This is a genomic window from Kitasatospora sp. CM 4170 (genome assembly GCF_032110285.1).
Lineage (GTDB): Bacteria > Actinomycetota > Actinomycetes > Streptomycetales > Streptomycetaceae > Kitasatospora > Kitasatospora aburaviensis.
Map to the genome: position 1 here is coordinate 8678142 of NZ_CP134877.1, position 12211 is coordinate 8690352.

The 12211-nt window shown below is 73.3% G+C and carries 14 protein-coding genes; 8 read left to right on the plus strand and 6 right to left on the minus strand.

The window, feature by feature from the left end:
* The first annotated feature begins 6 nt into the window (after positions 1-6).
* From RMN57_RS36310 to hypE, 3 genes are all read left to right on the plus strand, one after another.
* Entirely contained in the window at positions 7-297 is a 291-nt protein-coding gene (locus tag RMN57_RS36310) for a HypC/HybG/HupF family hydrogenase formation chaperone (RefSeq protein ID WP_313767557.1), read from the plus strand.
* Positions 294-1418, plus strand: coding sequence for a hydrogenase formation protein HypD (gene hypD / locus RMN57_RS36315; protein WP_313767558.1), 1125 nt, complete (start codon positions 294-296; stop codon positions 1416-1418). Before RMN57_RS36310 ends, hypD begins: the two co-directional genes overlap by 4 nt.
* A gap of 91 nt (positions 1419-1509) precedes the next feature.
* A complete protein-coding gene (gene hypE / locus RMN57_RS36320; protein ID WP_313768081.1) occupies positions 1510-2583 on the plus strand; it encodes a hydrogenase expression/formation protein HypE in 1074 nt (357 codons plus the stop codon).
* A gap of 90 nt (positions 2584-2673) precedes the next feature.
* Here the strand turns inward: hypE and RMN57_RS36325 are convergent, their stop codons facing one another.
* Positions 2674-4803 (minus strand): discoidin domain-containing protein, encoded by a 2130-nt coding sequence (locus RMN57_RS36325; protein ID WP_313767559.1) that lies wholly within the window; start codon positions 4801-4803, stop codon positions 2674-2676.
* A 356-nt stretch (positions 4804-5159) separates the two neighbouring features.
* The gene (locus RMN57_RS36330) at positions 5160-5798 is read right to left on the minus strand and encodes a DUF4360 domain-containing protein (protein ID WP_313767560.1); all 639 of its coding nucleotides are present in this window, start codon (positions 5796-5798) and stop codon (positions 5160-5162) included.
* Between the two features lie 264 nt (positions 5799-6062).
* Between RMN57_RS36330 and RMN57_RS36335 the strand changes: the two genes are divergently transcribed.
* Positions 6063-6599: an NUDIX hydrolase family protein gene (locus RMN57_RS36335; RefSeq protein ID WP_238949493.1), complete on the plus strand. Its 537-nt coding sequence runs from the start codon at positions 6063-6065 to the stop codon at positions 6597-6599.
* A gap of 23 nt (positions 6600-6622) precedes the next feature.
* Complete coding sequence (locus tag RMN57_RS36340) at positions 6623-7144, plus strand: TIGR00725 family protein (RefSeq protein ID WP_313767561.1); 522 nt, start codon at positions 6623-6625, stop codon at positions 7142-7144.
* A 52-nt stretch (positions 7145-7196) separates the two neighbouring features.
* Here RMN57_RS36340 and RMN57_RS36345 read toward each other — a convergent pair whose 3' ends face one another.
* Positions 7197-7979, minus strand: a complete 783-nt coding sequence (locus RMN57_RS36345; RefSeq protein WP_313767562.1) for an alpha/beta hydrolase — start codon at positions 7977-7979, stop codon at positions 7197-7199.
* Between the two features lie 110 nt (positions 7980-8089).
* Between RMN57_RS36345 and RMN57_RS36350 the strand changes: the two genes are divergently transcribed.
* Positions 8090-8446: a MerR family transcriptional regulator gene (locus tag RMN57_RS36350; RefSeq protein ID WP_313767563.1), complete on the plus strand. Its 357-nt coding sequence runs from the start codon at positions 8090-8092 to the stop codon at positions 8444-8446.
* A gap of 51 nt (positions 8447-8497) precedes the next feature.
* Here RMN57_RS36350 and RMN57_RS36355 read toward each other — a convergent pair whose 3' ends face one another.
* The gene (locus tag RMN57_RS36355) at positions 8498-9064 is read right to left on the minus strand and encodes a PadR family transcriptional regulator (RefSeq protein WP_313767564.1); all 567 of its coding nucleotides are present in this window, start codon (positions 9062-9064) and stop codon (positions 8498-8500) included.
* A gap of 200 nt (positions 9065-9264) precedes the next feature.
* On the opposite strand from RMN57_RS36355, the gene RMN57_RS36360 reads away from it, so the two are divergent.
* Complete coding sequence (locus tag RMN57_RS36360) at positions 9265-9657, plus strand: nuclear transport factor 2 family protein (RefSeq protein ID WP_313767565.1); 393 nt, start codon at positions 9265-9267, stop codon at positions 9655-9657.
* A 39-nt stretch (positions 9658-9696) separates the two neighbouring features.
* Here the strand turns inward: RMN57_RS36360 and RMN57_RS36365 are convergent, their stop codons facing one another.
* Positions 9697-10557 (minus strand): LysR family transcriptional regulator, encoded by an 861-nt coding sequence (locus RMN57_RS36365; protein WP_313767566.1) that lies wholly within the window; start codon positions 10555-10557, stop codon positions 9697-9699.
* A gap of 68 nt (positions 10558-10625) precedes the next feature.
* On the opposite strand from RMN57_RS36365, the gene RMN57_RS36370 reads away from it, so the two are divergent.
* Positions 10626-11624: an EamA family transporter gene (locus RMN57_RS36370; protein WP_313767567.1), complete on the plus strand. Its 999-nt coding sequence runs from the start codon at positions 10626-10628 to the stop codon at positions 11622-11624.
* A gap of 68 nt (positions 11625-11692) precedes the next feature.
* Here the strand turns inward: RMN57_RS36370 and RMN57_RS36375 are convergent, their stop codons facing one another.
* A complete protein-coding gene (locus RMN57_RS36375; protein ID WP_313767568.1) occupies positions 11693-11968 on the minus strand; it encodes a putative quinol monooxygenase in 276 nt (91 codons plus the stop codon).
* Positions 11969-12211: the final 243 nt, after the last annotated feature.

Consider the following 12211-nt stretch of genomic DNA (forward strand, 5'->3'; position numbering starts at 1 on the left):
AGCCGCATGTGCCTGGCGGTGCCCGGAAGGGTGATGGAGATCATGGAGCGCGACGGGGCCCGGATGGCGGTGGTGGACTTCGGCGGGGTCGTCAAGGACGTCTGCCTTGAGTACCTGCCCGACCTGGAGGTGGGTGAGTACGCGATCGTGCACGTCGGCTTCGCGCTGCAGCGCCTGGACGAGGAGTCGGCGCGCCGGACGCTCGACCTTTTCGCCGAACTCGGCCTGTTGCAAGAGGAGTTCGGCGATCCCTGGGAGGCGGCGGCGGGCGGCCCGATGAAGGAGGAGCTGCAGTGAAGTACCTGGAGGACTTCCAGAACCCGGAGTTGGCCGGCGGGCTGCTCGCCGACATCAGGGCGACGGTCACCCGGCCGTGGGCGCTGATGGAGGTGTGCGGCGGGCAGACGCACACCATCATCCGGCACGGGATCGACCAACTGCTTCCGAAGGAGGTCGAGTTGATCCACGGGCCGGGCTGCCCGGTCTGCGTCACGCCGCTGGAGGTGATCGACCGCGCCCTGGCGATCGCCGCCCGGCCGGGGGTGGTCTTCTGCTCGTTCGGCGACATGCTGCGGGTGCCGGGCACCGACCGCGACCTCTTCCGGGTCCGCGGTGAGGGCGGTGACGTCCGGGTGGTGTACTCGCCGCTCGACGCGCTCCGGATCGCCCGGGAGAACCCGGACCGCGAGGTCGTGTTCTTCGGCATCGGCTTCGAGACCACCGCCCCGCCCAACGCGATGGCCGTCGTCCAGGCGAAGAAGCAGGGCGTCCGCAACTTCAGCATGCTCGTCTCGCACGTGCGGGTGCCCCCCGCCATCGAGGCGATCATGAACTCGCCGGACTGCCGGGTCCAGGGCTTCCTCGCCGCCGGGCACGTGTGCAGCGTGATGGGCACGGCCGAGTACCCCGCGTTGGCCGAGCGCCACCGGGTGCCGATCGTGGTCACCGGCTTCGAGCCGCTGGACATCCTGGAGGGGATCCGGCGCACCGTACGGCAGTTGGAGCGCGGCGAGCACACCGTCGAGAACGCCTACGCGCGGGCCGTCCGGCCCGAGGGCAACCCGGCGGCCCTCGCCGTGCTGGAGGACGTCTTCGAGGTGACCGACCGGTCCTGGCGCGGCATCGGCGTCATCCCGCGGAGCGGCTGGCAACTCTCGCCCCGCTACCGGGAGTTCGATGCCGAGCAGCGCTTCGACGTGGCCGGGATCAGAACCCGCGAGCCCGAGCAGTGCCGGGCCGGCGAAGTCCTGCAGGGCCTGCTGAAGCCGGACCAGTGCGAGGCCTTCGGCACCACCTGCACCCCGCGGACCCCGCTCGGCGCCACCATGGTGTCCAGCGAGGGGGCCTGCGCCGCGTACTACCTCTACCGGCGGCTGAGCACGCCGGGCGTTCCCCGGGAGGCGAGCCCCGTTGGCTGAGACCGAGACCCTGACCGCCGCGTCGTCCGCCGTGCCCGGGGTGGCGCCGGCCGCTGCGCCCGCGGTGGCGCCGTCCGGGGCGCCGTCGCAGGTGCCGTCCGAGGCGCCGTCCGGGGCGCCGGACTTCTTTGGGTGGAGCTGCCCGGTTCCCCTGCGGGACCATCCGCGGGTGGTGATGGGCCACGGCGGGGGCGGGGCCATGTCGGCCGAGCTGGTGGAGAACGTCTTCGCCCCGGCGTTCGGCGGCCGGGTGCTCGCCCAGCTCGGCGACTCCGCCGTCCTGGAGCTCGGCGGCGCCCGGCTCGCCTTCTCCACCGACTCCTACGTCGTCCGGCCGCTGTTCTTCCCCGGCGGCAGCATCGGCGACCTCGCGGTCAACGGCACCGTCAACGACCTCGCCATGAGCGGGGCCCGCGCCGCCTACCTGTCCTGCGGCTTCATCCTGGAGGAGGGCGTGGAGACGGCCGTCGTGGACCGGGTCGCCCGGGCACTGGGCGCGGCCGCCCGGGTGGCCGGGGTGGAGGTCGCCACCGGGGACACCAAGGTGGTCGAGGCCGGCCACGGTGACGGCATCTACCTCAACACCGCCGGCATCGGCCTCGTCCCGGCCGGGGTGGACATCAGGCCGCAGCGCGCCGTCCCGGGCGACGTGGTGATCGTCAGCGGGGAGATCGGCCTGCACGGGGTCGCGATCATGAGCGTGCGCGAGGGCCTGGAGTTCGGGGTGGAGATCCAGAGCGACTGCGCCGCCCTCGGCGGCCTGGTCGAGGCCATGCTGGCCGTCACCCCCGACCTGCACGTCCTGCGGGACCCCACCCGGGGCGGCCTGGCCGCGGCGCTCAACGAGATCGCGTCGGCCGCCGGCGTCGGCGTCACGGTGAGCGAGCGGGCGATCCCCGTACCCCCGCAGGTGGCCAACGCCTGCGCCATCCTCGGGCTCGACCCGATGTACGTCGCCAACGAGGGCAAGCTGGTCGCCTTCGTGCCGCGCGAGCACGCGGACGCCGTCCTCGCCGCCATGTGGGCCCACCCGTTGGGCGCGCGGGCCGCGGTGATCGGTGAGTGCGTCACCGCGCACCCCGGCATGGTCGTCGCCCGGACGCCGTTCGGCGGCACCCGCGTGGTCGACCTCCCGCTCGGGGAGCAGCTGCCCCGGATCTGCTGACCGCCCGTCGGCGGGGGGCCGGTCCGGACGGTGACAGGCCCCCGGCGGCGCGGTGCGCTGCCGGGGGCCTGCGGGGGAGCGGGGTGGGCGTCAGATGCTGTAGACGCCGACCTCGTGGAGCGAGTAGCCCCACTGGGTGCCCCGCTGCTGCCCCTGGATGCGCAGGTAGCGGGCGGGGACGCCGGCGAAGCGTGCGGTGTCGAGGCCGCCGTCGCCGGTGGTCGTGGACCAGACGGACTGCCAGGTGCTGCCGTCGGTCGAGACCTCGATCCGGTAGGCCCGGCCGTAGGCGCGCTCCCAGTCCAGGGTGACGCGCCCGACCAGTTGGGTGGAGCCGAGGTCGATCCGCAGCCACTGGTCGTCGCTCCACTCGCTGGCCCAGCGGGTGCCGGTGTCGCTGTCCACCGAGCGGCCGGACGCGTAGCTGACGAACGGGTTCCACCACTCCGTCGAGCTCGCCGCGGTGGGCTCGCCCGCGGCGAGGTTCACCGAGGCGCGGTGGTGCTCCGAGGCCCCCCAGGTGGTGAGGTAGGACTCGGCGCCCCGGAAGAGGTCGTCCACCACGTCCTGCCCGCCGACCTGGCGGATGTCCTCGATCCAGTCCGGGACGAGGCCGTAGTGCGCGGCGCCGTCGGTGTTGATGTCCCAGGTCCGCTCGCCGGTGGTCTGGCGGTCGATGACCGAGCCGCCGTCGACGCTGCGGAACGGGTACCGCACCGGGTTGGGGGTGTCCGTGCCGCGCGGGCCGGGCCAGCCGCCGACGCCGTTCATGTCGGTGCCGTAGCCGTAGCCCACGTGGTACTTGTCGCGCAGCGCGTCGGTGCGCTTGGCCTCCGAGCTGAACCCCTCGGCACCGTGCATGTACTGGGCCACGAAGCCGCCCATCTTGTAGACGCGCTCGGTCCAGTCGAGGTCCATCCAGCTGTGCGAGGAGATCACGCCCGGGTACGACTCGGACTCCAGGATGTCGAAGGCGCGGCCGGCCGCCTTGACGCTCATGTGGTCCACTTCGAGCATCATCTTGCGTTTCATCATGCCGCGGACGGCGTACTCGCCCAGCTCGGTGAGGCCGCGGGTGTTGCACTGGGCGTCAGCGGCGTACGACGGGACCGTCACGCCCTGGGGCAGGAGCGCCTGGGCGGCCGGGGCCGGGGCCAGACCGATCGGGTTGTCGTGCTGCGGCCCCGTGCACGTCTCCGTCTTCCAGAAGGTGCCGGTCGACAGGAACTGGCCGGCGTTGATCGCCGTGCCGAGCGCGCCCTCGTCGAAGCGGACCCCGCACAGCGCGTTGTCGAACTTGTGGCAGAGGAACATGCTGCGCACGCCGAGCCCGTAGAGCTCGTCCAGGCCGCGGTCGATGTCGGCGCGGCTGCACTGCGCGACGTCCAGGATCTGCTTGCAGCCGAAGGGTTCGGAGGTCTCCACGCCCAGGACGACCGCCAGCTTGCCCTGCTGGATGACGTCGCGGGCCTGGCCGCTGTCGGTGACGACCCGGAACCAGCCCTTGCCCGGGCCGCCGTACATCGCGTCGATGTAGGCCTGCAGCTCGTACGTCTTCTGGGCCTGCAGGCGGATGGAGGTCATCTCGTCGCAGCTGCGGTCCTTGAAGAAGTAGACCGAGCAGATCACGCCGTTGGTGACCAGGTCGTTGACGAGCACCCGCTGGCCGCCGCGCCACGCCCGCTCGACCCAGGCGTAGTAGCTCTGCTGGTGGGTCATCGAGTCGTGGGCGGGCCAGTCGACGAAGGTCGGCCAGCCGTTGGGGTCGTGCTTGCCGTCGCCGCCCTTGGTGATGAGGTCGAAGATGGCGAGCGATCCGTCGGGGTAGTGCTCGGGGCAGTCCTTCAGCGCGTCGGCGATGCCCTGCGGGGAGAACGTCTTGCCGCAGATGAGGCGGCCGCCGAACGCCTCGTTGGACATCAGGTGGGTGTGCGCGTCGACGAAGCCGCGCACGTGCCCCTGTGCGTCGGTGCCCTTGAACGGCTCGCCCGTGACGTTGATCTGCGAGTCGGGCGCGGGGCGTGCGGTCGGGACCCACCAGCCGGTCTCGCCCGAGGCGGCTGGCGCCGGAGCGGCGAGCACCACGGCGAACAGGGTGAGGAGCGCGGACAGGACCGTGGCGATCCTGAACCGGCTCCGGCTCCGGCTCCGGCGGCGGGTGCGGGTGAGGGGGCGGGGTTGTCGCTGCGGTCGGGGGTGCGTGTGGGGGAGTTGCGTCATGGTCACCACTCAGGTCTGTGACGAGCGGACGACGCGGTCGCGCGCAGCCGGCCCGCCCAGGGCACCCGAGAGGCACACGGTCACCCGGCCGGGCCGACTGTCATGTCCCGCGTACTCGATGTGATGAGGATCACCACTGTTGGAAATTCTGTCAACAGCGTGGACGGATTTGCCTGCCGATCGCTCAAGGAGCTTGTCCTGTCGCCGGATTGATCAGGGTGGGACGACGCTCGCCCGTGGGGCGCGGCGGCCGTCGATCCGTGGGTGCGGGGTCGTGGGTCTCGGCGGCCGGCGTGGAGCGGACATGGCGCAGCGCCGCAGCCGGGGCACTGCGGCGCTGCGCCGGGGAGGTGGAATCAGGGGCAGTGCTTCCAGGCCATGTGGTAGACCGTGTTGATGTCCCCGTCCGTCGAGTCCATCGTCATGAAGCTGGTGGTGTGGCTGGTGTCCGAAGTGCCGGCGCTGACCCGCAGTTCGGTGTTGATGTTGAAGTTGCGCTGTTCGCCGCAGGGGGCGTAGACCAGGGCGGCGACGTCGACGACGTCGGTGGCCTGCCAGTTGTCGTCGGTCGGCCCGTTGAACCGGTGGTTCTGATAGGCGGTCTGGGCCTGGCCCTGGAAGTAGTAGTTGGCCCGCTGGGTGCCGCTCGCACCCTTCTCCAGGTGGGCGAAGCCGCGGTAGTCGGCGGAGGCGATGGCGTACGTGAAGCCCTGCGGGACGTGGACGACCAGGCTGAGCTGGCAGTTCTTGCGGAAGTCGGTCGGCTTCGAGCCGACCCCCACCTGGGCGAGGTAACTGCTGTACGTGACGGTGAAGGCGGTGTTGTCCGCGGAGACGGCCACGGCGGCCGTTCCTGCCGGACAGCCGGAGCCGTTGACCGTCGCGACGTCGATGACGATCTTGTCCGGCGGCGTCGGGAGCGTGCCGGCCGAGGCCGGTGAGGCGGTGAGCGATGCGGCGGCGATCCCCGTCGCGGCCAGTGCGCGGAGCAGCATGGGCTTCCCCTTCCATGGTCCACGGAGCCGGGGTGGGCGCGGTGGTGCCGGTCCGAGCCGACCCCGAAGTTGACGCGTACATGTCAGCACAGAGTATGGGCCCGTGTACAGGGGGCGACCGGATACTGCGGGTGACCGGTTGCCGCGCGATCGGTGATCGTCCGGCGGCGCGCCGCGCCGCGGCCGTGGCGGGCCCCGGCGGGGCGGCCCGGCGTGCTGGCGGGGCGTCAGTACGGGGGAGTCCGGGGAACGTACGATCACCCTATGTCTGACACGACGGAAACCACGCCCGGCTGGCTCGCCCCCGAGGAGCTGGAGACCACGCGGGCCCGGATGCCGATCCTGTACGTCGAGGCCGTGCCGGTGCGCGTCGACGACGCCGGCGAGGTCACCCAGATCGGGCTCCTGCTGCGGATCGGGCCGGACGGGACGGTCAGCCGGACGCTGGTCTCCGGGCGCGTGCTGCACCACGAGCGGATCCGCGACGCACTGCTGCGGCACCTGGAGAAGGACCTCGGACCGGTGGCGCTGCCCCGGATCCCGGCCTCGCTGCAGCCGTTCACCGTCGCGGAGTACTTCCCGACCCTGGGCATCACCGAGTTCCACGACCCCCGCCAGCACGCCGTCTCCCTCGCCTACATCATCCCGGTGGCGGGCGACTGCCGGCCGCGCCAGGACGCACTCGACCTGGTCTGGTTCAGCCCGCAGGAGGCCTCCTCGCCGCTGGTGCAGCAGGAGATGCCCGGCGGCCAGGGCGTGCTTCTGAAGCGCGCCCTCGCGCACGTCGGCTGCCTGTCCTGAGCCCACGGCCGTAGGCTGGCGGTGTGACCGCTTCCACGCCCTCCTCCGCGCCCTACGTCGCCGTCGTCGGACCGGGTGACGTCGGGCCGGAGGAGGACGCGGCCGCCGAGGCGGTCGGCCGGCTGCTCGCCGAGCGCGGGGCCGTCGTCGTCTGCGGCGGACTGGACGGTGTGATGGCCGCCGCGGCCCGGGGCGCCCGTGCGGGTGGCGGGATCTCGGTGGGCCTGCTGCCGGGGCGGGACCGCGCCGCCGCCAACCCGTACCTCTCCATCGCGCTCCCCACCGGGATGGGGCAGCTGCGCAACGGCCTCGTGGTCGCCGCCGCGGACGCCGTCATCGCGGTGGGCGGCAGCTGGGGAACCCTCAGCGAGGTCGCCCTCGCCCTCCGTGCCGGCCGGCCGGTGGTCGCGCTAGGCGGCTGGCGGGTCGCCGGCGGCCCGGCGCCGGTGGTGCCGCCCGGTCCGATCGAGGCCGACAGCCCGGAGACCGCCGTGGCCGCGGCCCTGGCTGCGGCCACGGCGACGGGACGGCCGGGCGGGTCCTGAGGGGGAGCGCCGTGCGGCTCGGGCGGAGTCCGGATGATCGGTGGTGCGGTGCTCAGAGGCCGTGGCGGGCCAGGAAGCCGGTGACCAGGTCGTGCCACTGCTCGGGCTGCTCGGCCATGAGCACGTGGCCGACGGGCAGCTCGGCGTACTCCGATCCGCGGATCGACTCGGCCAGGAAGCGCGAGTTGGCGGGGGAGACCAGCAGGTCGGCGGTCGCGTTGACGACCAGGGTGGGCACGGTGATCGAGGGGAGGTCACCGGTGGTGTCGGCCTCGGCGATCAGCCTGGCCTGGGTCGGGGTGCCGGCGGGGACGGCCGCGGCCACCTGGGACACCAGGGCCGGAAGCGCCTCGGGCGGCAGGGCGTTGACGAAGTCGGTGCCGAAGCCCGTGGTGAGGGCGAGTCGGGCGAAGCCGTCGAGATCGCCGTGCCGCAGGGCGTCCTGCCACAGCTGCGTCAGCAGCCGGAGCCGGTTGTCCGCCTTCGCGAATCCGGCCGCGAGGACGAGCCCGCGCACCCGCTCGGGGTGGCGGGCGGTGGCCCGGACCGCCACCGCCGTGCCCAGCGAGTAGCCGACCACCGTGAAGGTCTCGACACCCGCCCCGACCGCGCTCTCGACGAGGGCGTCGGCGAGGCGGTCCAGCTGCAGGGGAGTGTCGTCGGCCGGGTAGGAGGGGGCGACGACGGTGTGGTCCCGGCCCAGGATCGGGATCAGGGGGCCGAAGTTGCTCGGGATGTCGCCGGAGGCGCCGTGCGCGAGCACGATGCCGGGTCCGGAGCCGGACACCTCGGTCGCCAGGGACAGGGAATGCATGGGCGTGGAGATCGCGTTCATGCCGGTGACGCTAGCCATTCACACCGGTGTGAAGGTCAAGTCCGTCGGGTCGTCAGTTCCGGCGCTGCCGAACTCATTCCGCCGGTCGACCTCGAGAGGAGCGCGAGTCCATGCGCATCGGCGACCTGTCGCGCCGGACGAGCGTCCCGGCGCGACTGCTCCGGTACTACGAGGAACAGGGCCTGCTCCACCCCGACCGGGACAGCAACGGCTACCGCAGCTACGCCCCGGACGCGGTCTCCACCGTGCTGCGCATCCGCGACCTCCTCGATGCCGGTCTGACCACCGACGCGATCCGCCGGCTCCTGCCCTGCGCCCATGACGACGAGCCCGGTGTCGCCCCCTGCACCAAGTCGCTCGGGGTCATGGACGAGCGGCTGAACTCCCTGGCGGAGCAGATCGCCCGGCTGCAGCGCCAGCAGGAGCTCCTCTCCGCGCAGCGCGAGGCGACGGTGCTGCGGGGCTGACTCCCGGGTGGCGGGAGCGCGCGGGTCCGGGCGGGGCGGCGGCAGCGCGGGTTAGCGGCGGACGGCCGACCGCTGGTCGAGGACGCGCAGGGCGGTCTCGCCCCAGCGGATGTTCTCCTGCTCGAAGGCCATGCCGCGCTGCAGGGTGAGGTACGGGCCGATGCGCTCGGCCTCGGCGAGGTGCTGCTCCTCGGTGCGGCCGTCGAGCAGCCTGGCCCGGAGGCGTTCGTAGCGCGCGAGCTTGGCGCGGGCCCACTCCATCCGCTCGGCGACGGCGGCCCGTACGGCGGCGGCGTCGCCGGCGTCGACGCTCTGCACCTTGACCATGAGTTCGTCGCGGATGGTGCTGGGTCGGCTCGGGAGCTCGGCGGTGTACGCGTGGACCGCGGCGAGGCCGGCGTCGGTGAGGGAGAACAGGCGCTTGTTGGGGCGCCGCTCCTGCTCGACCACGCGGGCCGCGATCAGCCCCTCGGCCTCCATGCGCTCCAGCTCGCGGTAGAGCTGCTGGGGGGTGGCCATCCAGAAGTTGGCCACCGAGGCGTCGAAGCCCTTGGCGAGGTCGTACCCGGAGGCCTCGCCGTCCAGGAGGGCGGCCATCAACGCGTTCCGCAGAGCCATGGCGTCAACGTAGCACCCGGGTCATTGGTCAACAAAGTGACTAATCGCGGCTCGTGTGCAGCGTGCCCGGGCGCCGGGTCGGCCAGGTCGGACGGGTCTGGGCAGGCCGGCCGGGTCGGCCAGGTCTGGACACGTGGCTGCGCCGCACGCATACTCGCAGGCACACCTAGTCGCATTGTTGAGTAGTGGGGAGTGCTGCGATGCACCCGTTCCGCCAGGCCGTCGAGGACCGCGACGAGAAGGCCATCGAGGCCCTGCTCGCCGACGAGGTGGTGTTCACCAGCCCCGTCGCGTTCAAGCCCTACCCGGGCAAGGCCATCACCGCGGCGATCCTGCGCGGCGTGCTGCGCGTCTTCGAGGACTTCACCTACGTCCGCGAGATCGCGAGCCCGGACGGCCGCGACCACGCCTTCGTCTTCACCGCGACCGTCGCGGGCAAGAAGATCCAGGGCTGCGACTTCCTGCACTTCGACGAGGAAGGGCTGATCGACGACTTCACCGTCATGGTCCGCCCGCTGTCCGCGGCCCAGGCGCTCTCCGAGGCGATGGGCGCCCAGTTCGACCGGATCGCCCGCGAGGCCGCCGGGCAGTGAGCGTGGCCCCGGCAGCCGCCTTGTGGCGGGCGGTGCGGGTCAGCCGTCCGCCACCAACTCGCGGACCAGCCGCACCAGGTCGGGGATCGCCGGGTGCGCCGGGACGCCGGACCGCCAGACCAGCAGCAGCGGGACGGGCGGGGCGTCGGTCAGCGGCCGGTAGGCGACCGAGGGGTGCGCATGGAGCTCGGGCGTCGCCGAGGTGGTGATGCCCACGGCGCGGCCCGCGGCGATGACGGTCAGCCACTCGTCGGTGTTGCCGACCTCGACGGTGCTGGCGGGGCGGGCGGTGCCGGACCAGAGGTCGAGCGTGGTCGTACCCGCGACGGTGTTGAGGGCGACCGGCCACGGCGCGAGGTCGGCGAGCGCGAGCGTGGAGCGCTCGGCGAGGGCGCTGCCCGCTGGCACCGCCGCGACGCGCGCTTCCTCCAGGAGGACTTCCGAGGTCAGACCGAGGTCCGGCAGCTCGCCGCGCAGCAGTGCGACGTCGACCTTGCCCTGGGTCAGCCCGGCCGTGCGGTCGTCGATGCGGCGCAGCTCCAGCGGTACGCCGGGGTGCCGTTCGTCCCAGCGGCGCAGCAGCGGCACGGTGCGCTCGCCGAGCGCGGGCCACGGGTGGCCGACGCGCAGCGGCAGGGCCGTGAGCGTACGGGGGTCCAGGGCCGCGTCGACGGCGGCGAGCGCGGCGGCGGCCCGGTCGCGGAGGACGCGGCCCGCGGCGGTGAGCTCCAGGTGGTGCGTGGAGCGGTCGACCAGCCGGACCCCGAGGTGGGTCTCCAGCTGACGCAGCGTCCGGGAGAGCGCGGGCTGGCCGGTGTGCAGACGGGCGGCGGCGCGGGTGATCGTGCCCTCCTCGGCGATGGCGAGGAAGGCACGGAGGTGGCGCAACTCCATGGTCATGCCTGGGAAGCATAGCCACTGGACAACCGGCATTTCCCACGGTTCGGGAGGCTTCCTAGCGTGGAGGCATGACAGACGTGACATCCCCGGCGGCGCCTGCCGGTCCCGTCCGGTCCGTGCGCACCGGCGGCTCCTCCGACCACCGCTCCGGCCGTTTCACCCCGCACCGCGCCGGCCGTTCCGTTGCCCGCTGGACCGGCCGGCGCTCCGCCCACCGCACCGGTGCCAGCAGCCTCGCCGGCCTCGGGCTGATGCTGGCCGGCATGCTCTCCGTGCAGTTCGGCTCGGCCGTCGCCGCGCTGCTCTTCCCCAGCGCGGGCGCGCTCGGCGTGGTGGCGCTGAGGGTGACGATCGCCGCCGCGCTGCTCCTCGCCGTCACCCGCCCCCGGCTGCGCGGCCGTTCCCGGGCCGACTGGGCGGTGGTCGCCGGATTCGGGCTCGCCCTCGGCGGCATGAACACCCTCTTCTACCTGGCGATCGACCGGATTCCGCTCGGCCCGGCGGTCGCCCTCGAAGTCCTCGGACCGCTCGCGCTCTCCGTGGCCACCGCCGCGCGTCGGGCGGCCGGCGCACTCTGGGCCGCTCTCGCGCTGGCGGGCACCGTCCTGCTCGCGCCGGACGGATTCGCCGGGCTCAGCCCGGCGGGCGCCGGGTTCGCGCTCGGCGCGGGCGTCATGTGCGCCGCCTACATCGTCTTCAACTCCCGTGCCGGCGCACGCTTCCCGGGCCTCGACGGCCTCGCCCTGGCGATGGCCGTGGCCGCGCTGGTGAGCCTGCCGCTGGGCGTCACGTCGGCGGGCACGCGGCTGCTCGACCCGGGGGTGCTGGGGCTCGGCGCGGCCGTGGCCGTGATGTCCTCCGGGCTGCCTTACACGTTCGAGCTGCTGGCGCTGCGCCGGATGCCGGCCGCGACCTTCGCGGTGCTGATGAGCCTGGCGCCGGCCGTCGCGGCCCTGGCCGGGTTCGTGGTGCTCCGTCAGGAGCTCGCGCCCGTGCAGTGCCTGGCGATCGCGCTGGTCGTGGCGGCGAGCGCAGGTGCGGTCCGCAGCGGCGCGCGCGGCCGTTGATCCCGGCCGTTCATCCCGGCCGGGGACCGGGGCCGGGGACGGGCGACCCCGGCGCTCCCCGGTCGCGGTCAGGCCACGGGTTCGGCGACGAGCCGGACGACCTCGGCCGGCCCGGCGCGGAACGCCGGGCTCGCCGCGTCGGCCTCGACCATGTGCGGGGTGGCGTCGTGCGCGGCCAGGGCAGCCTCCGACTCCCACCGCTCGATCAGGACGAAGCGGTCGGGCTCACCGCTGACCCGGTGCAGGTCGTACTGCAGGCACCCCGGTTCGGCCCGCACGATCGGCGCGAGCCGCTCGAACGCGGCGGCCTGCTCCGACCCGCGGCCGGGGAGAGTGGTGATCATGACGACAAGCTGTACCGGCTGCGACATGCGGCGCAGCCTACCGACGACCACCGCGTGCGCCGATCGGTTTTCCGGGTAAGGCAGGGCAGGGCAGGGCTGCCTCGGGCGCCTGGGCCGTCTCGGACGCGGGTGTGCTGCGCGTCACTCGGGTGGCGGCGTCACGTTCGCGCGTGCCGCACCGTCTACCTGGTCCGCGCGGCTGACGGGGCTGCGGCGGAGCCGACCGGCAGAAGGGGCAGCAAC